The sequence below is a fragment of the Vibrio sp. SCSIO 43086 genome, from assembly GCF_051132235.1.
Classification (GTDB): Bacteria; Pseudomonadota; Gammaproteobacteria; order Enterobacterales; family Vibrionaceae; genus Vibrio; species Vibrio diabolicus.
On sequence record NZ_CP072677.1, the window covers coordinates 3,237,974 to 3,264,396 of the forward strand.

At 45.6% G+C, this 26,423-nt stretch carries 17 protein-coding genes, 2 tRNA genes, 4 rRNA genes and 1 riboswitch; of the genes, 4 read left to right on the top strand and 19 right to left on the bottom strand.

Annotation, left to right across the window (positions count from 1 at the left end; all coding sequences use genetic code 11):
- Positions 1-140 precede the first annotated feature (140 nt).
- From J8Z23_RS15350 to J8Z23_RS15375, 6 genes are all read right to left on the bottom strand, one after another.
- Positions 141-216, bottom strand: a tRNA-Ala gene (locus J8Z23_RS15350).
- A 42-nt stretch (positions 217-258) separates the two neighbouring features.
- A tRNA-Ile gene (locus J8Z23_RS15355) sits at positions 259-335 on the bottom strand.
- A 66-nt stretch (positions 336-401) separates the two neighbouring features.
- Positions 402-1,954 (bottom strand): 16S ribosomal RNA (locus tag J8Z23_RS15360).
- 316 nt (positions 1,955-2,270) lie between these two features.
- Positions 2,271-2,387: ribosomal RNA gene (gene rrf / locus J8Z23_RS15365) — 5S ribosomal RNA — on the bottom strand.
- A gap of 164 nt (positions 2,388-2,551) precedes the next feature.
- Positions 2,552-5,441 (bottom strand): 23S ribosomal RNA (locus J8Z23_RS15370).
- A gap of 295 nt (positions 5,442-5,736) precedes the next feature.
- A 16S ribosomal RNA gene (locus J8Z23_RS15375) occupies positions 5,737-7,289 on the bottom strand.
- Together the 16S, 23S and 5S rRNA genes with 2 tRNA genes alongside form the textbook arrangement of a ribosomal RNA operon.
- Before the next feature lie 555 nt (positions 7,290-7,844).
- On the opposite strand from J8Z23_RS15375, the gene J8Z23_RS15380 reads away from it, so the two are divergent.
- On the top strand, positions 7,845-8,300 hold the full coding sequence (locus tag J8Z23_RS15380; protein WP_031780357.1) for an RNA-binding protein: 456 nt from the start codon (positions 7,845-7,847) through the stop codon (positions 8,298-8,300).
- Here J8Z23_RS15380 and murI read toward each other — a convergent pair.
- Genes murI through btuB form a run of 3 tightly spaced genes read right to left on the bottom strand, consistent with a single transcriptional unit; the run spans position 8,263 to position 11,685 of the window.
- Positions 8,263-9,066 carry a glutamate racemase gene (gene murI, locus J8Z23_RS15385; protein ID WP_012841305.1) on the bottom strand — a complete coding sequence of 268 codons (804 nt, stop codon included), beginning with the start codon at positions 9,064-9,066 and terminating at the stop codon, positions 8,263-8,265. The two genes, J8Z23_RS15380 and murI, sit on opposite strands and share 38 nt — an antisense overlap.
- A gap of 40 nt (positions 9,067-9,106) precedes the next feature.
- A complete protein-coding gene (locus J8Z23_RS15390; RefSeq protein ID WP_434634180.1) occupies positions 9,107-9,790 on the bottom strand; it encodes an ATPase in 684 nt (227 codons plus the stop codon).
- Positions 9,791-9,849: 59 nt separating this feature from the next.
- The gene (btuB, locus tag J8Z23_RS15395) at positions 9,850-11,685 is read right to left on the bottom strand and encodes a TonB-dependent vitamin B12 receptor (protein WP_301659805.1); all 1,836 of its coding nucleotides are present in this window, start codon (positions 11,683-11,685) and stop codon (positions 9,850-9,852) included.
- A 56-nt stretch (positions 11,686-11,741) separates the two neighbouring features.
- Positions 11,742-11,939, bottom strand: a riboswitch (cobalamin riboswitch).
- Positions 11,940-12,125: 186 nt separating this feature from the next.
- Here btuB and trmA point away from each other — a divergent pair.
- Positions 12,126-13,235, top strand: a complete 1,110-nt coding sequence (gene trmA, locus J8Z23_RS15400) for a tRNA (uridine(54)-C5)-methyltransferase TrmA (protein WP_301659806.1) — start codon at positions 12,126-12,128, stop codon at positions 13,233-13,235.
- A gap of 210 nt (positions 13,236-13,445) precedes the next feature.
- On the opposite strand, the gene J8Z23_RS15405 is transcribed toward trmA, so the two are convergent.
- Positions 13,446-14,387 (bottom strand): hypothetical protein, encoded by a 942-nt coding sequence (locus J8Z23_RS15405; protein WP_104969916.1) that lies wholly within the window; start codon positions 14,385-14,387, stop codon positions 13,446-13,448.
- A gap of 444 nt (positions 14,388-14,831) precedes the next feature.
- On the opposite strand from J8Z23_RS15405, the gene J8Z23_RS15410 reads away from it, so the two are divergent.
- Positions 14,832-15,476, top strand: a complete 645-nt coding sequence (locus tag J8Z23_RS15410) for an inovirus Gp2 family protein (protein WP_104969917.1) — start codon at positions 14,832-14,834, stop codon at positions 15,474-15,476.
- A gap of 41 nt (positions 15,477-15,517) precedes the next feature.
- Here the strand turns inward: J8Z23_RS15410 and J8Z23_RS15415 are convergent, their stop codons facing one another.
- Entirely contained in the window at positions 15,518-15,964 is a 447-nt protein-coding gene (locus J8Z23_RS15415; RefSeq protein WP_104969918.1) for a hypothetical protein, read from the bottom strand.
- 109 nt (positions 15,965-16,073) lie between these two features.
- Positions 16,074-17,063 carry a GTPase family protein gene (locus J8Z23_RS15420; RefSeq protein WP_104969919.1) on the bottom strand — a complete coding sequence of 330 codons (990 nt, stop codon included), beginning with the start codon at positions 17,061-17,063 and terminating at the stop codon, positions 16,074-16,076.
- 77 nt (positions 17,064-17,140) lie between these two features.
- On the opposite strand from J8Z23_RS15420, the gene J8Z23_RS15425 reads away from it, so the two are divergent.
- A complete protein-coding gene (locus J8Z23_RS15425; protein WP_104969920.1) occupies positions 17,141-17,350 on the top strand; it encodes a helix-turn-helix transcriptional regulator in 210 nt (69 codons plus the stop codon).
- Between the two features lie 58 nt (positions 17,351-17,408).
- Here J8Z23_RS15425 and J8Z23_RS15430 read toward each other — a convergent pair whose 3' ends face one another.
- The 7 genes from J8Z23_RS15430 to J8Z23_RS15460 all read right to left on the bottom strand — a co-directional run bounded on the left by J8Z23_RS15430 (position 17,409) and on the right by J8Z23_RS15460 (position 26,274).
- Positions 17,409-17,840 carry a DUF2787 family protein gene (locus J8Z23_RS15430; protein WP_046874361.1) on the bottom strand — a complete coding sequence of 144 codons (432 nt, stop codon included), beginning with the start codon at positions 17,838-17,840 and terminating at the stop codon, positions 17,409-17,411.
- Positions 17,841-17,878: 38 nt separating this feature from the next.
- Entirely contained in the window at positions 17,879-18,328 is a 450-nt protein-coding gene (locus J8Z23_RS15435) for a DUF2787 domain-containing protein (RefSeq protein ID WP_258615183.1), read from the bottom strand.
- Entirely contained in the window at positions 18,325-18,792 is a 468-nt protein-coding gene (radC, locus tag J8Z23_RS15440; protein ID WP_046874363.1) for a RadC family protein, read from the bottom strand. Before radC ends, J8Z23_RS15435 begins: the two co-directional genes overlap by 4 nt.
- Before the next feature lie 254 nt (positions 18,793-19,046).
- Positions 19,047-22,274: a type I restriction endonuclease subunit R gene (locus J8Z23_RS15445; protein ID WP_258615185.1), complete on the bottom strand. Its 3,228-nt coding sequence runs from the start codon at positions 22,272-22,274 to the stop codon at positions 19,047-19,049.
- Between the two features lie 16 nt (positions 22,275-22,290).
- A complete protein-coding gene (locus J8Z23_RS15450; protein ID WP_024701639.1) occupies positions 22,291-23,220 on the bottom strand; it encodes a COG2958 family protein in 930 nt (309 codons plus the stop codon).
- Entirely contained in the window at positions 23,220-24,581 is a 1,362-nt protein-coding gene (locus tag J8Z23_RS15455) for a restriction endonuclease subunit S (protein ID WP_434634190.1), read from the bottom strand. Before J8Z23_RS15455 ends, J8Z23_RS15450 begins: the two co-directional genes overlap by 1 nt.
- Entirely contained in the window at positions 24,571-26,274 is a 1,704-nt protein-coding gene (locus J8Z23_RS15460; protein ID WP_434634193.1) for a type I restriction-modification system subunit M, read from the bottom strand. The genes J8Z23_RS15455 and J8Z23_RS15460 overlap by 11 nt, the downstream gene beginning before the upstream one ends.
- Between the last annotated feature and the right edge of the window lie 149 nt (positions 26,275-26,423).

Below are 26,423 nucleotides of genomic sequence, written 5' to 3' on the forward strand. Positions count from 1 at the left end.
TAGTTGTATTCCATAAGGAATACTTTGAGAACTTTACAAACAACAATAAATTGTTGTTTTGTCAGCTTTCCAAATTGTTAAAGAGCGAGATTTTCTGATGAAAACCATTTTTAAAAGCACTCATTGAATGCGCTTAAAGATGGTGGAGCTATGCGGGATCGAACCGCAGACCTCCTGCGTGCAAGGCAGGCGCTCTCCCAGCTGAGCTATAGCCCCATCAAGGTGTCGATACTGTCGCCAATTTCTTGGAAAAGAAATTGGTGGGTCTGAGTGGACTCGAACCACCGACCTCTCGCTTATCAGGCGAACGCTCTAACCACCTGAGCTACAGACCCAGTATCGTCTCTTTACTTTATAAACCGTATCAATCTGTGTGAACACTCATCGCAATAATCATCGTATAAGGAGGTGATCCAGCGCCAGGTTCCCCTAGCGCTACCTTGTTACGACTTCACCCCAGTCATGAACCACAAAGTGGTAAGCGTCCCCCCGAAGGTTAAACTACCTACTTCTTTTGCAGCCCACTCCCATGGTGTGACGGGCGGTGTGTACAAGGCCCGGGAACGTATTCACCGTGGCATTCTGATCCACGATTACTAGCGATTCCGACTTCATGGAGTCGAGTTGCAGACTCCAATCCGGACTACGACGCACTTTTTGGGATTCGCTCACTCTCGCAAGTTGGCCGCCCTCTGTATGCGCCATTGTAGCACGTGTGTAGCCCTACTCGTAAGGGCCATGATGACTTGACGTCGTCCCCACCTTCCTCCGGTTTATCACCGGCAGTCTCCCTGGAGTTCCCGACATTACTCGCTGGCAAACAAGGATAAGGGTTGCGCTCGTTGCGGGACTTAACCCAACATTTCACAACACGAGCTGACGACAGCCATGCAGCACCTGTCTCAGAGTTCCCGAAGGCACCAATCCATCTCTGGAAAGTTCTCTGGATGTCAAGAGTAGGTAAGGTTCTTCGCGTTGCATCGAATTAAACCACATGCTCCACCGCTTGTGCGGGCCCCCGTCAATTCATTTGAGTTTTAATCTTGCGACCGTACTCCCCAGGCGGTCTACTTAACGCGTTAGCTCCGAAAGCCACGGCTCAAGGCCACAACCTCCAAGTAGACATCGTTTACGGCGTGGACTACCAGGGTATCTAATCCTGTTTGCTCCCCACGCTTTCGCATCTGAGTGTCAGTATCTGTCCAGGGGGCCGCCTTCGCCACCGGTATTCCTTCAGATCTCTACGCATTTCACCGCTACACCTGAAATTCTACCCCCCTCTACAGTACTCTAGTCTGCCAGTTTCAAATGCTATTCCGAGGTTGAGCCCCGGGCTTTCACATCTGACTTAACAAACCACCTGCATGCGCTTTACGCCCAGTAATTCCGATTAACGCTCGCACCCTCCGTATTACCGCGGCTGCTGGCACGGAGTTAGCCGGTGCTTCTTCTGTCGCTAACGTCAAACGATGCCGCTATTAACGACAACGCCTTCCTCACGACTGAAAGTACTTTACAACCCGAAGGCCTTCTTCATACACGCGGCATGGCTGCATCAGGCTTGCGCCCATTGTGCAATATTCCCCACTGCTGCCTCCCGTAGGAGTCTGGACCGTGTCTCAGTTCCAGTGTGGCTGATCATCCTCTCAGACCAGCTAGGGATCGTCGCCTTGGTGAGCCCTTACCTCACCAACTAGCTAATCCCACCTAGGCATATCCTGACGCGAGAGGCCCGAAGGTCCCCCTCTTTGGCCCGTAGGCATCATGCGGTATTAGCCATCGTTTCCAATGGTTATCCCCCACATCAGGGCAATTTCCTAGGCATTACTCACCCGTCCGCCGCTCGACGCCGTTATCGTTCCCCGAAGGTTCAGATAACTCGTTTCCGCTCGACTTGCATGTGTTAGGCCTGCCGCCAGCGTTCAATCTGAGCCATGATCAAACTCTTCAATTTAAGATTTTGTTCGGCTCAATGAATACTGAACATTACATAAAGTAATGTTTGAATTGACTGTGCTGAATCCGAAGATTCAATGGTCACTTCGTTTCATTGAAACCTAATTTGAAACCGAAGTTTCTAATTGGATTATCATCAACGAGTGCCCACACAGATTGATAGGTCTATATTGTTAAAGAGCTTGGCTTTCAGTGCCTTAGCACTTAAGCGAGGTGCGTATAATACGCTTTCCACTTTGAAAGTCAACATAAAACTCTAAAAAGATTAGAACTTTATGGTGACTTGCTTAAATCTTAAGCAAGTGCAAAATAAAGCCTGGCGATGTCCTACTCTCACATGGGGAAGCCCCACACTACCATCGGCGCTATTTCGTTTCACTTCTGAGTTCGGCATGGAAATCAGGTGGGTCCAAAACGCTATGGTCGCCAAGCAAATTCTTTATCAATTTGCTCGCAAATTCAAACGCACTTTAGTGCGGCCCTTTAGGGTGAGATTTGCTTGCAAATCGAATAATTCGGAAAGCTGTTTCTTAATTCTCGTTACTACACATTCAATGTTCTTTCATTGAGTCCATCAAAACCCCTTGGGTGTTGTATGGTTAAGCCTCACGGGCAATTAGTACAGGTTAGCTCAACGCCTCACAACGCTTACACACCCTGCCTATCAACGTCGTAGTCTACGACAACCCTTTAGGATACTTAAAGTATCAGGGAGAACTCATCTCAAGGCTCGCTTCCCGCTTAGATGCTTTCAGCGGTTATCGATCCCGAACTTAGCTACCGGGCAATGCGTCTGGCGACACAACCCGAACACCAGAGGTTCGTCCACTCCGGTCCTCTCGTACTAGGAGCAGCCCCTTTCAATTCTCCAACGCCCACGGCAGATAGGGACCGAACTGTCTCACGACGTTCTAAACCCAGCTCGCGTACCACTTTAAATGGCGAACAGCCATACCCTTGGGACCGACTTCAGCCCCAGGATGTGATGAGCCGACATCGAGGTGCCAAACACCGCCGTCGATATGAACTCTTGGGCGGTATCAGCCTGTTATCCCCGGAGTACCTTTTATCCGTTGAGCGATGGCCCTTCCATTCAGAACCACCGGATCACTATGACCTGCTTTCGCACCTGCTCGAATTGTCATTCTCGCAGTCAAGCGGGCTTATGCCATTGCACTAACCTCACGATGTCCAACCGTGATTAGCCCACCTTCGTGCTCCTCCGTTACGCTTTGGGAGGAGACCGCCCCAGTCAAACTACCCACCAGGCACTGTCCGCAACCCCGATGAGGGGTCGACGTTAGAACATCAACACTACAAGGGTGGTATTTCAAGGACGGCTCCACGCAATCTAGCGACTGCGCTTCAAAGCCTCCCACCTATCCTACACATGTAGGGTCAATGTTCAGTGCCAAGCTGTAGTAAAGGTTCACGGGGTCTTTCCGTCTAGCCGCGGGTACACTGCATCTTCACAGCGATTTCAATTTCACTGAGTCTCGGGTGGAGACAGCGTGGCCATCATTACGCCATTCGTGCAGGTCGGAACTTACCCGACAAGGAATTTCGCTACCTTAGGACCGTTATAGTTACGGCCGCCGTTTACCGGGGCTTCGATCAAGAGCTTCGACCGAAGTCTAACCCCATCAATTAACCTTCCGGCACCGGGCAGGCGTCACACCGTATACGTCATCTTGCGATTTTGCACAGTGCTGTGTTTTTAATAAACAGTTGCAGCCACCTGGTATCTGCGACTCTCAATAGCTCCATCCGCGAGGGACTTCACCGTCGAGAGCGTACCTTCTCCCGAAGTTACGGTACCATTTTGCCTAGTTCCTTCACCCGAGTTCTCTCAAGCGCCTTGGTATTCTCTACCCGACCACCTGTGTCGGTTTGGGGTACGATTCCTTACAATCTGAAGCTTAGAGGCTTTTCCTGGAAGCATGGCATCAATGACTTCACATCCGTAGATGCTCGACGTCGTGTCTCAGCCTTAGAAAGAGCCGGATTTACCTAACTCTTAAGCCTACGCACTTGAACCTGGACAACCGTCGCCAGGCCCACCTAGCCTTCTCCGTCCCCCCATCGCAATTGTAAGAAGTACGGGAATATTAACCCGTTTCCCATCGACTACGCCTTTCGGCCTCGCCTTAGGGGTCGACTTACCCTGCCCCGATTAACGTTGGACAGGAACCCTTGGTCTTCCGGCGAGGAGGTTTTTCACCCCCTTTATCGTTACTCATGTCAGCATTCGCACTTCTGATACGTCCAGCATGCGTTACCACACACCTTCAACCGCTTACAGAACGCTCCCCTACCCAATATACAAAAGTATATTGCCGCAGCTTCGGTTTACTACTTAGCCCCGTTACATCTTCCGCGCAGGCCGACTCGACCAGTGAGCTATTACGCTTTCTTTAAATGATGGCTGCTTCTAAGCCAACATCCTGGCTGTCTGAGCCTTCCCACATCGTTTCCCACTTAGTAGTAATTTGGGACCTTAGCTGGCGGTCTGGGTTGTTTCCCTCTCCACGACGGACGTTAGCACCCGCCGTGTGTCTCCCGGATAGTACTTACTGGTATTCGGAGTTTGCAAAGGGTTGGTAAGTCGGGATGACCCCCTAGCCTTAACAGTGCTCTACCCCCAGTAGTATTCGTCCGAGGCGCTACCTAAATAGCTTTCGGGGAGAACCAGCTATCTCCAGGTTTGATTGGCCTTTCACCCCTAGCCACAAGTCATCCGCTAATTTTTCAACATTAGTCGGTTCGGTCCTCCAGTTGATGTTACTCAACCTTCAACCTGCCCATGGCTAGATCACCTGGTTTCGGGTCTATATCCAGAGACTGAACGCCCAGTTAAGACTCGGTTTCCCTACGGCTCCCCTAGATGGTTAACCTTGCCACTGAATATAAGTCGCTGACCCATTATACAAAAGGTACGCAGTCACAGGACAAGCCTGCTCCTACTGCTTGTACGTACACGGTTTCAGGTTCTATTTCACTCCCCTCACAGGGGTTCTTTTCGCCTTTCCCTCACGGTACTGGTTCACTATCGGTCAGTCAGTAGTATTTAGCCTTGGAGGATGGTCCCCCCATATTCAGACAGGATATCACGTGTCCCGCCCTACTCGATTTCACTGAATATGCGTCGTCAGTTACGGGGCTATCACCCTGTATCGCCAAGCTTTCCAGCTTGTTCACCTAACGCCTATAAAGCTTAAGGGCTAGTCCAATTTCGCTCGCCGCTACTTTCGGAATCTCGGTTGATTTCTTTTCCTCGGGGTACTTAGATGTTTCAGTTCCCCCGGTTCGCCTCGTTATGCTATGTATTCACATAACGATACTTACTTATGTAAGTGGGTTTCCCCATTCGGAAATCCCAGACTCAAGTGGTTTTTACTACCTAATCTGGGCTTATCGCAAGTTAATACGTCCTTCATCGCCTCTGACTGCCAAGGCATCCACCGTGTACGCTTAGTCACTTAACCATACAACCCGAAGGAGTTTCGAATTGATGTTAAACAACCAAAGTTGTCTCTCATTATTTGAATGAGCGAGAGACATTCGATTTTGCCGGACTCAAATATGTTTTGCTTTCGCAAAACCCAAGAACACTTGAATGTGTTTTTAGTTGTATTCCATAAGGAATACTTTGAGAACTTTACAAACAACAATAAATTGTTGTTTTGTCAGCTTTCCAAATTGTTAAAGAGCAATAACAGCTCGAAGCTTTCGCTTCAAAACCATCAATCTGTGTGAACACTCATCGCAATAATCATCGTATAAGGAGGTGATCCAGCGCCAGGTTCCCCTAGCGCTACCTTGTTACGACTTCACCCCAGTCATGAACCACAAAGTGGTAAGCGTCCCCCCGAAGGTTAAACTACCTACTTCTTTTGCAGCCCACTCCCATGGTGTGACGGGCGGTGTGTACAAGGCCCGGGAACGTATTCACCGTGGCATTCTGATCCACGATTACTAGCGATTCCGACTTCATGGAGTCGAGTTGCAGACTCCAATCCGGACTACGACGCACTTTTTGGGATTCGCTCACTCTCGCAAGTTGGCCGCCCTCTGTATGCGCCATTGTAGCACGTGTGTAGCCCTACTCGTAAGGGCCATGATGACTTGACGTCGTCCCCACCTTCCTCCGGTTTATCACCGGCAGTCTCCCTGGAGTTCCCGACATTACTCGCTGGCAAACAAGGATAAGGGTTGCGCTCGTTGCGGGACTTAACCCAACATTTCACAACACGAGCTGACGACAGCCATGCAGCACCTGTCTCAGAGTTCCCGAAGGCACCAATCCATCTCTGGAAAGTTCTCTGGATGTCAAGAGTAGGTAAGGTTCTTCGCGTTGCATCGAATTAAACCACATGCTCCACCGCTTGTGCGGGCCCCCGTCAATTCATTTGAGTTTTAATCTTGCGACCGTACTCCCCAGGCGGTCTACTTAACGCGTTAGCTCCGAAAGCCACGGCTCAAGGCCACAACCTCCAAGTAGACATCGTTTACGGCGTGGACTACCAGGGTATCTAATCCTGTTTGCTCCCCACGCTTTCGCATCTGAGTGTCAGTATCTGTCCAGGGGGCCGCCTTCGCCACCGGTATTCCTTCAGATCTCTACGCATTTCACCGCTACACCTGAAATTCTACCCCCCTCTACAGTACTCTAGTCTGCCAGTTTCAAATGCTATTCCGAGGTTGAGCCCCGGGCTTTCACATCTGACTTAACAAACCACCTGCATGCGCTTTACGCCCAGTAATTCCGATTAACGCTCGCACCCTCCGTATTACCGCGGCTGCTGGCACGGAGTTAGCCGGTGCTTCTTCTGTCGCTAACGTCAAACAACGCCGCTATTAACGACGCCGCCTTCCTCACGACTGAAAGTACTTTACAACCCGAAGGCCTTCTTCATACACGCGGCATGGCTGCATCAGGCTTGCGCCCATTGTGCAATATTCCCCACTGCTGCCTCCCGTAGGAGTCTGGACCGTGTCTCAGTTCCAGTGTGGCTGATCATCCTCTCAGACCAGCTAGGGATCGTCGCCTTGGTGAGCCCTTACCTCACCAACTAGCTAATCCCACCTAGGCATATCCTGACGCGAGAGGCCCGAAGGTCCCCCTCTTTGGCCCGTAGGCATCATGCGGTATTAGCCATCGTTTCCAATGGTTATCCCCCACATCAGGGCAATTTCCTAGGCATTACTCACCCGTCCGCCGCTCGACGCCGTTATCGTTCCCCGAAGGTTCAGATAACTCGTTTCCGCTCGACTTGCATGTGTTAGGCCTGCCGCCAGCGTTCAATCTGAGCCATGATCAAACTCTTCAATTTAAGATTTTGTTCGGCTCAATGAATACTGAACATTACATAAAGTAATGTTTGAATTGACTGTGCTGAATCCGAAGATTCAATGGTCACTTCGTTTCATTGAAACCTAATTTGAAACCGAAGTTTCTAATTGGATTATCATCAACGAGTGCCCACACAGATTGATAGGTTTATATTTTTAAAGAGCTTTTCTAACTTATCCAGCAACTTAGTTGCTCGTCGTTAGGGGTGCGTATCTTACTCCGCACCGTGAGAGAGTCAAGCATTTTTTTCAAATTTCTTTTTCTCTCACTTCCGACTCGCTGTGTGACTTTCGTCTCACTCCGTGTCGGTGGATGCGCAGTATAGGGAGTTGAGAAATTAGTACAAGCGTTTTTTGCAAAAAAACTTTCAACAGGTTATTAGTTAGCCAAAAGCGTGATATTTGCATATTTCTTCGTCACATTTGAGACATATCACAGCAATTGGTTGGAAAAACACCAACCATATACGTAAGATTCATGTGTCTATTCTGTTAATGGACAATCGATCTCTTTATCACTATGTGTAGTAATTAAAATGACGTCTAAAAAAAATCTGATTTTATGTGCTGGGCTGGCCGTCGTTGGGGGAATCGTCTTCTCTCAAGTCACCATCCCACCAGCCTTGAGTTTTCTCATTGGTGTTATCGCTACTGCTTTTTTATTTTCATTTTCTAGCCAGACACCTTCTATTCAATCAACAGACTCGGATCCATCAACTAAAACTCTGTATGTCGGCAACCTTCCTTATAAGGCCAATGAGAGTCACGTTCGCGATTTGTTTGCTGAATATGGACAGGTCTATGCAGTACGCTTAATGAAAGATAAGCGCACTGGAAAAAGAAGAGGGTTTGGTTTTGTCGTGATGGCTGCGGCAGATGCCAAGCCAGCTATCGCTAAACTTAATGAAAAGGAATATATGGAGAGAACGCTAAAAGTGAGAATTGCGAACGATCCTAAACACCCGGATGGTGGTAAACCAGAACAGGATTAAAACCTAGCTCCTTTAAACAAATGTTCAGTGCATCTTCCTGCCAAGGAGTTGCACTGGCATAAATCGACTTACTTCCCTCTTCCGTATCCTCAATTTCATCACTTAATAGTAATGCTTTTACTCGACGTGCAATGGCTGCACCCGAATCAATTAAAGTAACGTCCTCACCCAAAGCTTGATGAATTTCCTCTTTGATTAAAGGGAAGTGAGTACAACCGAGCACCGCAACGTCTACTTTATCGCGAAGCGGAAGCAGGATTTTTGTCAGTTCGTCTAGAGAAACGCTGTTGCCTCGCAACTTCTCTTCGGCCATATCCACCAAGCGAGTGGATCCCAACAGCTCAACTGGTTTGCCTTGCGCAAAGTCTCGTATTAACTCGTGAGTATATTGGCGTGTGACTGTCGCCGGCGTGGCGATCAGCCCCACCCCTTTTGATGCTAAAAGCGATGCGGGTTTAATCGCAGGGACAACACCAACAACGGGAATAGATAAATTTTCGCGTAGGGAAGGAAGCACTATGGTGCTTGCCGTATTACAAGCAATGACAACAATGTCGACTTGGTGTTCTTCGACTAATGAAGAGACCAGTTGGTTAACTCGTGAAATGAGTACAGCCTGATCGAGCTCACCATAAGGGTAAGCCTGATTATCGAATAAGTATAAGTAGTCAAGCTGCGGCAATAGGCGATGTATCTCTTGGAATACAGAAAGACCACCAACACCAGAGTCAAAAACTAGGACTTTTTTCTTACTTGCTACTCGCACGAGCCTTACCTAAAGAACAGAAACGTTGCGATCATACTGCTTAGATTTGTTTTGGCAATGCTTTAGCATGGTATCTTTGATGGCTGAATCTATCTCCAGATTCTACATCTCGCTTCGTCAGCTCGATATGCCCTTGAAAAGACGGCGAAGACGTGACCAGTGTGTGAAATTCACCATTTTCCCCACAGGGAGCAATTTGACTTGGTAATGACTCTATTAGGACTTTGTCATACCAGCTACCACACCACTCTGGAGGGAGAACACTTCCGTCGATGGTGATCAACATAGTTTGAATACCACGCTCTATGATTTCCATCGCTAGCTTTTCGCTGCTCTCCCCTAATAGAGGAAAGACGCACTCCCAACCAGCAGGTTCAATATAGCTGCGTCGATACTCGGCAATGCCATTGCAAAACATATCGCCAAATGCGACAGCTTCTATATTCAGACCACTACTTTGTAATGCATTAACGATGGTCGATTGATAAATGTCGTTACTTGGAAAGACTTCAGGTAGCTCGATAGTAATGAGCGGAAGCGCAAGTAAGTCGGCTTGCATTTGTACGACTTCAAGCGGAGTTGCTTGGAAAGGGACTTCTTTCCCTACGTAAGTCGTGTACAAACCGACAACTTGATAATTTGGATTCTCGTTAAGGCGCTCAAGCGTTAATGTCGAATCTTTACCGCTGGACCAACTGATCACCACTTGCTTAGGTTTCGTCATTCGATTTTCCATCACAAAATATTAAAAACCGCCCGAAGGCGGTTTGTGTTCATTCACGATTAGAATTCGTAGCCAACGTTTAGATAGTACGCTCGCTCTGCGGCAGGGTAACCTTTTGCCATCTCATACTCTTCATCAAATAGATTATCGATACGAGCGCTAATAGAGGTCGACTCATTCGGATAGTAAGTCACAGCCGTATCAATCAACGAGTAAGAAGAAAGCGTGATATCTTGTGAAGGCCAAGTGCTGTAATCCACATCTGGACGCTTACCTACGTACTGATAGCTAACCGACCAGTCCACTTTATCGAAGCTCACTAAAGCGTTCCACTTATACATTTCTTTAGCACGGCGCTGCAACTGATGCCCTTTATCATCTTCAGCATCTTTGTAATCCGCACTCAACTGGTGCTGCACAATCCCTGTATCAAACTCAGCAACAAGCTCCACACCTTGGATATGTGTTTCACCATCGACATTCAAATATTTGTATGTGGTTGGATGGTAATCGATAAGATTCGTGATTTTATAGTCATAACCCGTGACGGACCAAAAAACGCCTTGGACATCACCGCTGAATGCTAGCTCCCAAGCATCTGAATCTTCCGGCTTCAGATCTTTCTCACCGTATGTTGGGTCATACTGTTGATATAGGTTTGGAGCCTTAAACGCAGTACCAAAAGAAGCTTTAACCCCAAACTCTGGCACAAACTGGTAACCAGCCGCTAAGCTGTAAGTGAACTCACTACCGTATTCTTCGTTATCATCCAAACGAGCACTGCCCTCAAGCATTGCTTTATCAATACTGGTGGTTGCCATACCAAACAGAGCGCCATTGGTACGATCAAACGTTTTATTCGCACTCTTGTCTTTATAAGATTCGTTGCGCCAATCAATACCACCAGCAAACGTCGTATTGTTGTTTAGCAAGTAACTGTTGGTCCACTGGACATTTTGCTGCTCAAGTTCATCTTCAGTACCTGAGTGTTTGCCTTTTACTTGCTCATAGTTCCAAGACTTCTGTTTCTGTGCCGTTACTTGTAGTTCTGACATCACATTATCAGACTGATACTTACCGCCCAGAGTGACAGAAAGATCGTCTTTTTCTGCTTCGTAGTAACCGCGACTGCCGTAGCTGCTGTCATATTGATAAACATTTTCGTAAGCACGTAGGTTACCAAATACAGACCACTGGTCATTGAAGTTATGCACGTAACCTAGCAGACCATTCTTTGTATCAAAGCCATGGCGATCGCCGTCATTAACTCCAGGTACAGGACGAACGTTATAACCATCATCACTTTCACTACCAAGCGCGATATTCAGCTGGCCGCTCTCTGTGACTTTAATGCCAGATGCCACACTCAATTCTTGGTAATCTAAGCTACCTAAACCTGCGCTTAACTTCGTTCCTTCTTCGTCAGCACGCGCAATGGTGATGATATTGATCACGCCACCAATCGCTTCTGAACCATAAAGTGACGCACGCGCACCACGCACGTACTCAATCCGTTGAACGTAAGTAAGTGGGATTTGGTTAAAGTCCACAGCGCCCTTCGCTGCTCGTGCAAAACGTACGCCATCAACCAGTACTAAAACTTGGTCGGAACTGGTTCCACGAACAAATAAAGACGCTAACTGACCACGGCCACCATTTTGTGAAACTTGAATCCCCGTAAGACGACGCAATACATCTGGTAGGGTTTTCGCTTGAATGCGATCGATGTCTTGTCGAGTAACCACTTCGACATCTGCCAACGTACGGCTTTCGGCTTGCTCAAAACGGTTTGCAGTAACAACGATGGTTTCGTCAGTAGAGGTTTCTTGGGCCTGTAGATAAGAGACAGGTGAAAGCAGCGATGCCAAAGTGATCGCCAGTGCGGATTTTCTCATTGTATTGTCCTAAATCGCGTAATTCCTTCCGAGCCCTGTCGTCATGACAGTCCAGTGCTGTGGCTCAGTTGCTGGCAGGTATTCGGACTCAAGAGCACGGGTGTACCGCCTACTTGCTCGACTTCCCACATAAACTAATGCAGTGTCTGATGAGCGTTCGTTCTCTTTTACCGCTGCGCGTCAGTTCTGGATTCACACCAGATTCCCATTTCAGCCATCTAGATTGCTAGATAGCACCAGCTTGAGGCAAATATTATTCAGCTATTGATTATTTGTCCAGCCAATATTGCCCTTACAAGTTGTAACGTTTTGATTGATTTTGCTTTCTACTCTGTCTGTACGCACTATCTTTAAATCAATTCCAGTACAAAACTGGACATCCTATTGAGATTGAATAAAATCTGCGCTCTTAAATTGAATGCACCATAAAAGGTAAGATCATGGCTACTCTTGATGTAAATCCACAACGCTACCAAGAACAACTGGCTGAAAAAGTCGAACGTCTCACGGATATGTTCGCGCCATACAACATGCCAGAACTGGAAGTGTTTGAATCACCAGAGCAGCACTACCGCATGCGTGCTGAGTTCCGTGTTTGGCATGAAGGCGAAGATCTTTACTACATCATGTTCAACCAAGAAACTCGTGAGAAATACCGAGTTGACCAATTCCCTGCAGCAAGCCGTCTGATCAACGACCTGATGCCGCTATTGGTTGAAGCGATGAAAGACAACGACTCGCTACGTCGTAAACTGTTCCAGGTGGATTTCCTATCGACGCTAAATGGTGAGATTCTGGTTTCACTCCTTTACCATCGCCAACTTGATGAAGAGTGGATTGAAAACGCGAAAGCCCTTAAACAGCGCTTAAATGATGAAGGCTTCAACCTAAACATCATTGGTCGTGCTCGTAAGATGAAGATTGTCCTAGACCGCGACTACGTGATCGAGAAGCTCGATGTAAATGGTCAGAGCTACATCTACCAACAAGTTGAGAACAGCTTCACTCAGCCGAACGGCAAAGTCGCAGAGAAGATGCTGGAATGGGCGGTCGACTGCACCCAAGAAAGCACTGGCGACCTACTAGAACTTTACTGTGGTAACGGTAACTTCTCGCTGGCGCTGGCACAGAATTTCGACCGCGTCCTGGCAACTGAGCTAGCTAAACCATCGGTTGTATCTGCACAGTACAACATCGCTGCCAATAAGATTGATAACGTACAAATCTTACGTCTATCAGCAGAGGAATTTACTCAAGCGATCGAAGGTAAGCGTGAATTCCGTCGTCTACAAGATGCAGGTGTGGATCTGAAGAGCTACAACTGCAACACGATTTTTGTCGATCCACCACGTGCTGGGATGGATGTCGATACTTGTAAAATGGTGCAAGGTTACGAGCGCATCATGTACATCTCTTGTAACCCTGAGACTCTAAAAGAGAACTTGGACATTCTATGCGAAACACACAACGTGACGCGTTTTGCTCTGTTTGACCAATTCCCTTATACCCACCACATGGAAGCAGGTGTACTGCTAGAGCGCATTAAGTAAGGGATTAAACGGCTTTTAATTGTAGCAAAAATCACTCTGGGTACGGCTTGGGGTACGGGAGCATCTAAAATGCTCGATTGCTATGATTGGATTTGATGTCAACGCCACCAGCTTTGCTCGTGGCGTTTTTGTTTCGGACATAACTAAAATCAGAAATCAGTACGCGCTCATTTTCATAACCAATCCGTTCTGAGAACTAAAACATCTAGGCTATTTTTTAGTTTGCTTGGTGTACTCCTGCTCGATGAGATACTCAATAAGTTTGTTTTTCTTCATATCAAGTGCTTTAGACAGGTGATCAATTTTCTTTTGCAGAGACTCCTCCATCTCAAAACTGTAGGCCTTAACCTTTTTAAGCTTGTTCTTCTCTCTATGCTTATATTGATTCCATGAAAGATTCAGTTTATGAACGTACACACTTTTGCCAACAATGTACTCCTCACCTGAGGTATTTATTGAAAACTGAGAGCTTTGGTCCCAAAAAAAGAACGATATCGCTAACGATAAGCTATGCGCTTTTGCACTAACAGGAATCTCAATGGGTAGAAAAATGCCGTCATTCTCTAGCCTACTTTCTGTCCATTGAGCCCTGTCTCTATTGTCTTCCAAAGTTAGTTTGAAGAATGCTGATTGCCTAAACTCAAGATATCTCCTCTTGAGAGCATACAACAATTCTTTCTGTGATTTTGCATCAACTTTATTTTCTGAAAACAAGTAATGTAAATAAAGAATAGTATGCATCTTTGACTTAGAGTTATTCTCACGAAAGCTCGGCACTGTAATAGTAGTGATACGACCTAAGTGACTGTTAGCGAAAACCGTCTTGAAATCCATGTTCAGATTCCTGTTTAACAGCTTAGTGTTATTGGTCTTGCAACGAAAACCGAGCAGCATGAAGTACCAGACAAAATAACATGTCTCGTAATCTCTAAAATCAATCCATTCATATTCACTCAAAGCGACATTACTTTCTGCAAAGCGGTTTCTTTTTTGCTTGAGATCTTCGACTTTACCCTTCCTAACCGCATCTTTCGCAATGTCTATTCTTAAGTCGATGTCATCCTGATTACTTACAATGTTTAGCTCAAAGCTCACATCAAAAAGAAACCTAGGGTCACTATCTACATTTATATTTTCGACAACACCAGCCATTTATTACTCAGTAATTTTAAAGTATTTATTAGGTATTTTTTAAATGTTTTTAAGGTGTTTTTCAAGTATAAATATGAAAGAAGATCCACCGCCAAACCTAGCTTTAGCAAGGTTATCATAGCCTTTTCATTGAGAAATCACTGAGATTAGACCTGTTCTTATGTGACAGCGTAAGCTCAGGCATGACGTGATTGGCAAAATGACATCGTTTGATGTCTGTTTTTTTGAAAAGGAAAGAGGCGTTTCGCCAAACTGATGGGTAGTTTTTATCAGAGTAACTTTTGCAAGTTTTGAAGCCACTGGAAGCCTTGTTGAACAAAGATACGTGGCTGGAGGAATGGAGTGAAAGACTGTCGGTAATAATAGTATTTATATGAATCTTATCTAATTAATTACAACAACCTATCTACCTATTGAGAACACTAACCAATAGGAATGATAGAAATGAACAATTATCTTGAACATACAGAAAGACTCACCATTGATGATATGGACTTACCGGTATACTCCAAGAAAGGACCTCTAATACCTTCCTGCCTTTTAGCTATTAAAAGCACTTTTGATAGGGCTCTAGACCAATACCCTCGAACGTTGTTTCTTCGTTTCGATTTGAGATATCCCCAAGGCTTTTCAAGCGAGAAAGTATCAAGTAAGCAGATCACAAAATTTCAAGAATCCTTCAAAGCGATTATGTATGCTTACCTAAAACGTAAGACGCACAACCGCCACTCTAAGCCACGATTTATCTGGTGCAAAGAGGCCGTCAAATCAGAGCATCCACACTATCACGTTGCTGTGTTACTAAATGGTGATGTTTTTCAAGGAATGGGGCCTTACAATGATGTTACGGGAGAATACGTTTCAGGGATGATTGCTAAAGCTTGGGCAAGTGCAACTGGTCTTTCGGTTGAACAAGTAAGTAGTGCGGTTCATTTTGCTGAGAACGGCACGTGTGAAATCAATAAGAGGTGCGATAAAGAGCTCTATGAGAATCAATACAATCAAGCCTTTTACCGTGTTAGTTACTTTGCTAAAAAAGAAAGCAAACTACCTGGGAACGGAAGAAGCTTCGGTTACAGTCGCTATTGAGTTTACAAAAAAAAGAAAGGCCCCTGTGGCCTTTCAGTTGTTTAATCCGCATTAAAGCGGTAACTCCCTTCACTAGAGTGAATGTCAATTTGTAGGACTCTACAGGGCATTGTAGTGACATAACCAGTAGACTCTCCGTACTTCAAATCCACTTCGGGATAAGGAAGCCATTTCACACCATTAGACTTGTTGTTACTGGAGGGCTTTTTGTAATCAGGGTTGCTCATGTTTTTGAGTAACTCTTCAGATTGGCTGTACTTATTCTTGTTGACGGTAATCTTTGGTGTTTCTGGTCTAGCGACTTCACAGTTACCTCGGTTAACTTCGATCCCGAAGACAGTCGAGTAGTCAAAGAGGGACGTTACATATATTTTCGTCTTTGGTCCCCATCGGGTGTTGATGTCTTTGTATTCGACTTTGTAGCCCTCAGCAGACGCAGTAAAGGTCATAAGCAGTGTTAGTGCTGCGGTAATTACAATAGGTTTCATGAGAGATATCCTTTATCTATTATTCAATGAGTTGATATTAAAAGGTGGTTGCGACAACTTATGTCGAAGAGAGGTTGGCTTTGAGAGATGTAACCGTAGTGGCGCTTATCTACCAGCCAAAGAGATAGCGTAAACTGCCTAAGCATGCCCCTAGTGCACCGCCTATAATTTTGCCCAGGTGCTTACCTGTCGTGCCAAACACACTTCCTATCTCTTCACCGTATTGCGCACCTTGAGTCGTCGTGTCGAAGATTGCCTCCCACAAACTAAGACTGGTTTTTTTGTTGTAATCACTGGCATCGTTGTCTTTCCAATTCTCATGTCGAGGGGAAAGCGTGCGATTCGCCAGTAAGACCCGTTTATTTTTTGGTAAACGTTCAACAATCAAATACAGCAACTTGGAAAGGTTATAGGGCCGTTGCTTGGCCAATCCATCACAGTGCCCCGCAACGTAGTAGACGGGCTTTAGATAAACCCCTGTTGCACGCAATACGCGTCGATGAACCGAGCGCACCATGGTTTCAAGATAAGTTTTAGACACGGATGTCGGTGTATTGCTTTCGTAGTTCCAGGCTTGATTTCCTTTTAACGCATTATCGGCTTGATTAATGGCGATGATTAAACGGTGCTGTGCGTCTTCGCCTAATGCAGGAATAAGCACATCGTTAATCAAGCCGATAGGTGTACCTAAATCGCGTGAGCTACCATCAAGAATCACAAGTACCAAGTCAATCACGAAACGGTTCTGCTCATCTCTCGCTCTCAGCGTATTTTTCAATAAGCGGGCATGGCGCTTGTCTTCTTCGATACCATCCCCCAGACCAGGACTATCCCAAAGAATAAGATTGTTCAGACGATATTGCGTAACACCCTGAGTGTGCGGCTCACAACTGATTCCCACCTCTGCAACACTCATGTCAAAGAGAGCGTTAATCGTTGAGCTTTTTCCTGCTCCGGTGGCTCCTGTAATGAGAATGTTGAGCTCGGTGGCTCTCATTTGTTTGAGGTTATCGAGTAACTTGGTGCGAGTACATTCATTGAGGGATGCCTGGCGTATCTCGCTTTCAAGCGTAGTGAAAAGATCGTGCTGTTCGGACATAAGCGCTCCTTAGTTAGCGTCCGGAAAAATTACAACTAGCTACCTCCTTATGACGAACAAATCATGAGGACAGAAAAATGAGACTAATTCGACTAAAAGAAGTGCTGGATAATACAGGTTTGAGCCGTGCGTACATGTACAAGCTCATGGCTGAGGGTAAGTTCCCTAAATCGGTATCACTGGGCTTTCGCAGCGTGGCTTGGGTAGAAAGCGAGGTCCAAGACTGGATATTAGAAAGAGTGACAGAGCGAGATGAACAGTTGGGATTACCACAACCAGAAGTTTGATTGATTCTTTGGTGGAGATATAAAGCAGCAGGTTAAAGCTTAGCTAGATTGATAAAAGTTAATGAGAAATCTGAATGTCGTCGTAACACTCCCATTCGACGTACTGAAGAAAGTTTTGCTCCCACATTTGATACAGCTCATCGATGCCTGGAGAGCGAATGCTTTGCCATCCCGTGGCGACGGTAAAAGCGACTTGATTGCCAAAGTCAAAATCAATGCATCGCTCTAACTCCGGATAATAGCTCCCCATATACGCAAAATCGGTAATGTAGAGAATATCAACCGTTTTACCATTCACAATGTTGAGGCCAATCTCAACCGGATGATATCCCCCTTCTTCCGCGCTATAGCTTTTGTCTCGAAAATGGATAGAGAGGGCATGGCTGGTGGACTGTGTTGATTCCATTGAGGCATGACAATGTTGGTTTAATAACGCCAGAAGCTTATTAGAAACAGGCAGCACTGACGGCGTAAAATTCAGTATAGACATGGCTAGATCTCCTAAAAGTGGCCGAGGTTAAAATGTGATCATGAGTGGTGTTCATCGAAGGTTTGAATCATCGATAACTGAATGTCATCAAAGAGGGACTGAGTAAGGTGTCGAGAGAGCACGTTCAGCCATGTATCTAACAGCGCTTTCACTTGCGGGTGTGCGAGACTTGCAGCACCGCTATCTGGTTGATAACACCAAAGATTGAAGAGATGAAAGTAGAGTTCAGGCTCCATCTCACTCGGTTTATTTTCCGAATAAGAAAAACTCGCTAAGCAGACGACCTGCCAATCTTCACTGGCCGATGTTCGACGAAATTGAATTTCAATAGGATGCAGCCCCTGCCCCGTCTGGTAATAGCGTTTTTGTCGACAGTTCAGGACCATACGTTGAGCTTGTTGAGGAATCGAATAACGTTGGATTATCAAAAGCAATGCTTGATGAAAGCTATCCTGCAATTCCAGTTCACCCGATATTTTCTGGATCATAGTAGCCCCCTTTCTGCAAAAGAGATGGCGCTATCACCAACCACGATATGATCAAGAACTCGAATGTCCACCAGCGCTAAAGCCTCTTTGAGCCTTTGCGTAATTTGTTTATCGGCTTGGGAAGGTGTGGCATCACCAGAAGGGTGATTGTGAGCAAAGATGAGTGCGGCGGCATTGATTTTTAAAGCCGCTTTGAGGACTTCTCGGGGATAAACACTTGCCGAATCAATTGTGCCAAAGAAGAGCTCTTCAAAAGCAATAAGGCGATGCTGATTATCTAGAAACATCACCGCAAACACCTCTCTTTCATGGTGTTTTAATTTGCAAGATAAATAGGTTTTTGTTGCTTCGGGATTGCAATATTGTTCGCCTCGGAGAGCCCGTGTGGCAAGGATTTCAGCGGCCGCGTCGAGCACCTTATCTGCTGTAACAGGACCATCAAAATAGTAGTTATTTTCGCGCATAAAAAGCTCCTAAAAATGAAACCGTTGAGGTATGCACGAAGATAATATCTATCTGAAATAAATTTACTTATTACTACGAGGAATGAGATGGTCAGTTTGAGATAAAAGTGCGGCAACCTATTATCTCGTATCGTTGCTGATTAAGAGAGAAATATGATCAACGATTTCTTTTTGAAAGGGTTTTCATTTATACATCATGGAAGTTATGCCTAGATATGACAAAGCAAGGCTCTCAGGCCTTGCCTTTCATTTAATCATGCCGCATACCACCCGTCAGCCAGCACTTCTGCTTGATCCAGAACCAGCTTAATCGCCTCTTCAGCCGCATCAGGTGGATATTTCCAGCGACGCAATAAACGGCGTACAAGGTTGCGCATCCGTGCACGCACGCTTTCTCGTTTCTGCCAATCTACCGTAGCGGACTTACGCAGTTGGTGCGTGAGTTCAATGGCGAGTTGACGCAGGTTGTCATCGCCGAGGGTTCGCACAGAAGCTTCGTTGGTGACCAATGCACGGTAAAACGCAATTTCATCAGTGGAAAGCCCCAGCTTTTCCATCATCTCAGCGTCAGCTTGCATCTCTTTAGCCCACTGTATCAGCTCTTCAATCACCTGCGCGGTTTCAATGTTGCGATTATGGTATTTCTGCAAAGTCAACATAATCCGGTCGGAGTATTTTTTCTCCTGCACCACATCGTTTTTCATTCTTGCTTTCACTTCGTCGCGCAGCAGTTTTTCTAGCAGCTCAACAGCTAAATTCTTCTCTTTCATATTGGCAACATCTTCCAAGAACTCAGGAGAGAGCAAGCCAATATTCGGTTTATCTAAACCAACCGTTTTAAAGATATCATCCACACCATCGGCAACAACCGCGTTATTCAGGATCTGGCGCAAAGCTGAATTACGGAGTTCATCGCTGCGTTTGGTATCAACCGTAGAGTGTTTTAAGAATGCGGTCTTAATAGCTCCGTAAAAGGCTATTTCGTTCTTATAACCATCAACTTCATCCAAAGTATTACACAGAGAAAAGGCTTTCATAAGCGCTGCCATGACATCAAGAAAACGGCGTTTGCCATCACGAACTTCTTCGCCTTTGCTGTTGCGGTGTGAGAGACCAGAGATATGGTTCACGGCTCCCGGAAGCAGTTGCAGTGGTTTGGTTTCAAAACCTGGACGATAGTTGAAGATGTCACCATCAACAGGCGTGGCAAACATACCGCGAATTACGTCGATTTTTTCCATAAAGACTGCGAAAGCTTCAGCGGTATCAACGGTTGGCTTTCCCTTACCTTGGCTATTGGTATAGGTCTTCAGTGCGTTTTTAAGCTCATTGGCAATACCAATATAGTCAACAACCAAACCTCCGGGTTTATCCTTAAACACGCGGTTCACACGCGCTATCGCCTGCATCAGGTTATGACCTTTCATTGGCTTGTCGATATACATGGTATGACAACAAGGCGCATCAAAACCTGTTAACCACATATCGCGCACAATAACCAATTGCAATTCGTCATCGGTATCTTTGTAACGTTTCTCGAACAGCTTCTTTGTCTTTTTATCATGGATATGAGGCTGCATTTTAGCTTTGTCTGCGGCACTGCCTGTCATGACGATTTTGATCGCGCCTTTGTTTGGATCTTCGTTATGCCATTCGGGTTTGATAGCCACGATGGCATCGTATAAATCGACACAAATCTCGCGACTCATGGCAACGATCATCGCTTTGCCCGGAAAGGTTTCACAGCGAGTCGTAAAATGCTCAACCAAATCTTGAGCAACCTGCTGGATTCTTGGCTCCGCACCAACGAGTTTTTCGAGAGCTGACCACTGTGATTTTATTTTCTCACGACTTTCTGTTTCTTCATCTTCGCCAATTTCCTCTTCGACCTGATCGTTCAGCGCTTCGATTTCATCTTGATTAATATCGAGCTTGGCTAAGCGAGATTCGTAATATATCGGCACAGTTGCACCATCATCGACCGCATCTTGAATATCGTAGATAGAGACATAGTCACCAAACACACCGCGAGTATCTTTATCGTCCATCGATATCGGTGTACCTGTAAAACCAATGAAAGCGGCATTTGGCAGCGCGTCACGCATGTATTTGGAGTAACCATAAACATAACGCTGATCAATCACATTGCCATTCTCGTCTTTGACATCAACAAGGCGAGCTTTATTGCCGTACTGGCTGCGGTGAGCCTCATCGGAAACTACCACGATATTCGAGCGCTCAGAAAGGACAGGATGTGCCATTTCTTCATCGAGCAGCGCAAACTTTTGTACGGTTGTGAAGATGATGCCACCGGATTGACGATTGAGCAGTAAATCGCGTAATGAATCACGATCTTCTGCCTGCTGAGGAATCTGTTTTAGCGTTTCTTGCGCCATGGTGAAGGTGTTAAATAGCTGGCCATCTAGGTCATTACGGTCAGTCACCACTACTAAGGTTGGGTTATTCATTTCTGGTTGTTGCAGCAATTTACTTGCGTAACAGACCATCGAAATGCTTTTTCCACTTCCTTGAGTATGCCAAACCACGCCCGCTTTTTTACTTCCGGGCACCACGGTATTGGCGTAATTTGCCCGTGGCTCAGTAATTTGGTCAGACGTTGTGGCAGCCGTGACGGTTGCCTTAACAGCAGCTCGGACTGCATGGAATTGGTGATAACCTGCGATTTTTTTGATGATCTTGTCGCCATCATTTTCGAACAATACGAAGTAGCGAATGTAATCGAGCAGCAATTCTGGCTTAAAGAAGCCACGCACCATGGTTTCTAATTGGAATTCGAGTAGTGGCTTGTCGTCTTCACTCTCTATCGTCTTCCATGGCAAGAAACGTTCTTTATTAGCCGTTAACGAGCCGACTCGTGCCGTCCATCCATCTGAAATGACCAGCGCTTCATTGAACACAAAGAGATCAGCGATTTCTTCTTTATAAGTTTGAATTTGATTGTAAGCATTCCAAATATCGGCGTGATCATCGGCTGGGTTTTTCAGCTCTATCACTGCCAAAGGCAAGCCATTGATAAAGACAATCACATCTGGCCTGCGATTGACCTTGGTGCCTGTAATGGTGAACTGATTGACCACTAAGAATTCGTTATTCTCGCGGTTCTCAAAATCAATTAATCGAACATGAGTATGCTTGGTCACCCATTGTTCTTGCTCCATTACTGAGTATTCAACAGGCACACCTTCGATTAAATATTGGTGAAAGAGTTTGTTGTTTTTAATCAGTACAGGCGTTTGCGGTGTGGCAACGATTTTCGCTACTTCGATTAAGGTGTCACTGGGCACATTTGGGTTTAAGGTTTCCAAGGCAGAGACTAAACGCGCCTGTAGCGTGACTTGCTGATAGTTTTCACGTTCAGGCGTATCACCATCTGGTGCGATGTCATAGCCATTTTGGTATTGGTAGCCTAGCTCTTTAAACCAATCGAGGCATTGTTGTTCTAGTTGCTCTTCAGTAATCATTAAGCCTTTATCCTTATTATTTATTCCATGCGCTCTTAATCAACCGTCCGGTTTGGTTATAAATGCCAACCTGCTCAATGTAATGGTGGAAATCCCTATTTTCAGAGACGATTCGGTTTGCAGATTGCCAATCCACGTTGACTCTCTCTTGAGCTGGAATGAGTATTTGGCTATCAAACAAAGATTCAGTATCCAGAATCAGCACGCCAATCCCGTGCAAGCTCGACAACATTTGCAGCTCACCCTCAACGTCGCTATTTAAACCTGTGGCAACAAGGTAGCCGAAATTGGCCCAACTCGAATTCGATACGGCTTGGAAAAAGTATTTTCGTACGTTGCCTTTAGTAAGATGTTTCTTCACTTCAAAAGACCAAAGTCGAACCGAGCTATGATTCCCACTGCGCACACAGCTTCTCACAATTTCATCCCAACCTTGGTCGAGCGGCTCTAGCGCCACCACATCCGGATGTAACCAGTGATTGCCACCGTTGCCATGAGAGTTTTTAGATTTACGCTCGTCAATACGCTGACAGTAAAGGCCCAGATCCTTGCTAAGGTACTCAATCAACATTGGGTAGAGATCGTGTTCGCTTAAGCTTTGCGGCACGAGAGGCGTATCGATGTCTGATTCATCTGCATCGCTAAGATCATCTTCCTGATGAGCAGGTGTAGGCTTCTGCTCCCAGTAATAAACCCGAGGTCTTGGTTTGTCACGAGTGGCGACATTAGGACAAACGATTTTCGCTCTTTCAGTACGTTCCCCACCAATTTCTGCCGCGAGCTGGGCGATAAGCTTGTCTTCGGTGTTGTATCGAGGGTTTGCTTGCTTCTCAGCGATTTCTTCTGGATATCGAAGCACAAATTCTTTGGCTAAATCCCGAGCAGTAAACTTCTTGTCGGGGTTCGCCTTGAGCGTTTCGATAATCATTTCTACTCGGGTTGCCATTATTCGACCTCTGCTAATTCTTGAGCTTGTCCTAACTCGATTTCGCCGGAAAGCAATTTAGGAAGTAAGATGTCGCGCAGGTTGGTTAACTCAACATTTTCTTTCTCGTTACAAGCAATCTTTTGTTTGAGTGACTGAACCAAAGCAGAGAACTTCTCTACAAGAGCTACAGGGGGTAATGCAACAGTACAAAAAGTAAATGCATCCTTTGGCATTGCTAGGACGGTTGTACCAGTGGCAAAGCCTTCAGCTCTAAATCTAAAGCTAGGTCTCTGTAGGCTATAAAAAACAAAATACTTCCACACATCTTCTGGGTACTGTTTTTTAAATGAAGTAGAAAACGTGTGATGTGTTGTTAAGTATTCTTCTCCCCCTAGTTCAGGAACTAGAATCGCACTACCAAGAATAACTCTGTCTTGAGTCATATCTGTATTTGCGATAACTAGCTGACCAGCTTTAACAACATGACGAGGTTTGTAGTCACCGCTGTAATACTTAACCTTCTCATATCTAAATTTGCCATTACCACCAAAGTTACCAAGGTTTATAAGTGGAACATCACTTTTGTCTTGTGATAAGAATTTTCCTTTATAAGACAAGCCTTTGTTCACTGAAAATATTGAATCTAGAGGCTCTACATCCCACCCAACTGGCACCAAACCCAACTCAGACTCAACGAGCTTTTCGGGGAATAGCGAGGCTGTGGCTTCATCCATGCCCTCTGGGAGTTGACCGTTCATTTTGGCTTTGACCGGATCGAAATCGACAAACCATGATTTGAAGATGGCTTGTGCCATTTCTTCTAGAGTTTGGTTCATCTTTGAATTCACTGAAACTTTGTCGTCTAAACACTTTAATATTTTCGCTATCTTTTTTTGTATATCGATTGGCGGTAGTGGAAGTGTTAAACGAGTAATCATGTCGTTATTTAAGCTGGCTCTAGTTGATAAAGTAGAGAAGGCCAGCATATTGGTTCTGAAACGAGGGCTTCGGAAATAATAACCAACGAACTCTGGGTGAACCTCATGAGGCGTCCCCTCTTTTGGACGTAGGCGCTTAGTAAATCCGTTAAATGTGGCGTTCTTGTAATCTTTAAGCGCTACACTACTCATACCAAGCTCATGCATTGTTTCGCTCGTTCGTGTAAGAAATACGTCCCCACGCTTTATTGAGCCATTAGCTCGCTCCTTTTCGGATGACTCAACCAACTGTGACAGTTCTTCAGGAACAAAATAGTTGCCAAAGACTTCTTTAAAACTCAAGAATGGAAATCCACTACCAAAAGCACTAGCTGGCTTAGATAAGCCTGAGCGAATATCATAGATGTCGGCTAAGGAAATCTCTGGCCAATTACAAGTCATAGCCCAACCCCGCTAGGTTCTTCTTGATCTCTGCTTCTAGCGTTGTTGACTCTGCAAACTGTTGACTCAATTTTGAGGTTAACGTCGCCATTTTTTCGGCAAAAGGGACTCCATCATCTTCTTCATCTGCCGCACCAACGTAACGTCCCGGAGTGAGCACAAAATCGTGTTTCTTAATCTCTTCCAAAGTTGCGGATTTGCAGAAGCCTGCTTGGTCTTCATAAGCGATACCATTTACTTCCGCACCCGTTTTCCATGCATGGTATAGGTCAGCGACTTTCTGGATATCATCACGAGTGAAATCACGAAGTACGCGGTCTTTCATATAGCCAAGGTTACGCGCATCTATGAATAGCACCTCGCCTTTGCGATCACGCAGTTTACGACCTGATTTATCAGTACGTGCTTTCTTGTTTTTGGTTAAGAACCAGATACAAGCAGGGATCTGAGTGTTGGTAAACAGTTGTCCCGGAAGCGCAACCATGCATTCCACCAAATCGTTCTCGACCAGGGCAGCACGAATTTCGCCTTCGTTATTGGTGTTTGAACTCATCGAGCCATTGGCTAGTAGCAAGGCTTGAGAACCATCCGGCGCAAGGTGGTAAAGCATGTGCTGCATCCAAGCAAAGTTAGCGTTACCTGAAGGAGGTGTACCATATACCCAGCGCGGATCGTTGTCATCGACACCTGTATTCCACTCTTTCATGTTGAAAGGCGGGTTAGCCATGATGAAATCGGCACGTAAATCTGGATGTTGGTCATTGGTATAGGTACTGGCAGGCTCCTTACCAAAATCATAATCCAAGCCACGGATTGCCATGTTCATCGCAGCAAGCTGCCATGTGGTGTAGTTATACTCTTGACCGTAAATCGAGATTCGTTGCTTTTGCGTAAGCGGGTCAATCTCTTTTTGGTTAGCGCGGCGTTCAATAAATTTCTCTGATTGCACAAAGAAACCGCCGGAACCCATTGCAGGGTCATACACTCGGCCTTCAAACGGTTCAATCATCTCAACAATCAGCGAAACGATTGATGCAGGCGTGTAGAACTGGCCGCCTTTCTTACCTTCAGCAAGCGCAAATTGGCCTAAGAAGTATTCGTAAATATGACCAAGAATATCTTTGCTGTTAAGCGACTTATGATTGAATGGAATGGTCGCGATTAGGTTAATCAGCTCATTAAGTTTTGCCTGATCAATTTTTAGCGATGCGTAGTGCTTGTTGAGAACACCTTTTAGTTTCTGGTTGTCGCGCTCAATGCCTTCCAGCGCATTATCAATCAGGTGACCAACAGACGTAATCTTCTTCGTCTGACCATCAATAACCAAATCGGCACCACCAATGACCATCGGGCCATTGTCTTGCAGGAACTTCCAGCGAGATTCTGTCGGCAGCCAAAACACGTTTTTCTCTTTGTAGTAATCGCGCTGTTCCAGCTCAATCGCGATTTCCTGTTCAAGTTCTTCAGCCGTGTAACCTTCAGGATCGAGGAAGTACTCGTGATCAGGGTTGGCAAAGTCTTGTTTTAGCTCTTCTTGGCGCAGCATGAAGGCGTCAGACACGTATTTAACGAAAATTAAGCCAAGCACCGCATGTTTGTATTGAGAGGCATCGAGTGACGCACGGAGTTTGTCTGCGGCTGTCCAGAGTTTGCTTTCAAGATCTTTGAGGAATAGTTGTTCTTGTTCGTTCATTACGGGTTTCTTGAGTTCGAAAAATTAGCCTTATGATATCAGTAACTCAGTAGATGTCTTTGAGTTCTGCCTTACTTGACAATATTCTTTATAAACTAAAATGCATATTTTTGTCATTAAGCAGAAACGACTTAAGTTTCCGTCAGAAT

Coding starts and splice junctions, on each gene's coding strand:
- trmA (WP_301659806.1), top strand. CDS start 12,126: ATGGCTACTCTTGATGTAAATCCACAACGCTACCAAGAACAACTGGCT.
- J8Z23_RS15415 (WP_104969918.1), bottom strand. CDS start 15,964: ATGAAACCTATTGTAATTACCGCAGCACTAACACTGCTTATGACCTTT.
- J8Z23_RS15425 (WP_104969920.1), top strand. CDS start 17,141: ATGAGACTAATTCGACTAAAAGAAGTGCTGGATAATACAGGTTTGAGC.
- J8Z23_RS15455 (WP_434634190.1), bottom strand. CDS start 24,581: ATGACTTGTAATTGGCCAGAGATTTCCTTAGCCGACATCTATGATATT.
- btuB (WP_301659805.1), bottom strand. CDS start 11,685: ATGAGAAAATCCGCACTGGCGATCACTTTGGCATCGCTGCTTTCACCT.
- J8Z23_RS15435 (WP_258615183.1), bottom strand. CDS start 18,328: ATGATCCAGAAAATATCGGGTGAACTGGAATTGCAGGATAGCTTTCAT.
- J8Z23_RS15450 (WP_024701639.1), bottom strand. CDS start 23,220: ATGGCAACCCGAGTAGAAATGATTATCGAAACGCTCAAGGCGAACCCC.
- J8Z23_RS15410 (WP_104969917.1), top strand. CDS start 14,832: ATGAACAATTATCTTGAACATACAGAAAGACTCACCATTGATGATATG.
- J8Z23_RS15390 (WP_434634180.1), bottom strand. CDS start 9,790: ATGACGAAACCTAAGCAAGTGGTGATCAGTTGGTCCAGCGGTAAAGAT.
- J8Z23_RS15380 (WP_031780357.1), top strand. CDS start 7,845: ATGACGTCTAAAAAAAATCTGATTTTATGTGCTGGGCTGGCCGTCGTT.
- J8Z23_RS15420 (WP_104969919.1), bottom strand. CDS start 17,063: ATGTCCGAACAGCACGATCTTTTCACTACGCTTGAAAGCGAGATACGC.
- J8Z23_RS15405 (WP_104969916.1), bottom strand. CDS start 14,387: ATGGCTGGTGTTGTCGAAAATATAAATGTAGATAGTGACCCTAGGTTT.
- J8Z23_RS15430 (WP_046874361.1), bottom strand. CDS start 17,840: ATGTCTATACTGAATTTTACGCCGTCAGTGCTGCCTGTTTCTAATAAG.
- radC (WP_046874363.1), bottom strand. CDS start 18,792: ATGCGCGAAAATAACTACTATTTTGATGGTCCTGTTACAGCAGATAAG.
- J8Z23_RS15445 (WP_258615185.1), bottom strand. CDS start 22,274: ATGATTACTGAAGAGCAACTAGAACAACAATGCCTCGATTGGTTTAAA.
- J8Z23_RS15460 (WP_434634193.1), bottom strand. CDS start 26,274: ATGAACGAACAAGAACAACTATTCCTCAAAGATCTTGAAAGCAAACTC.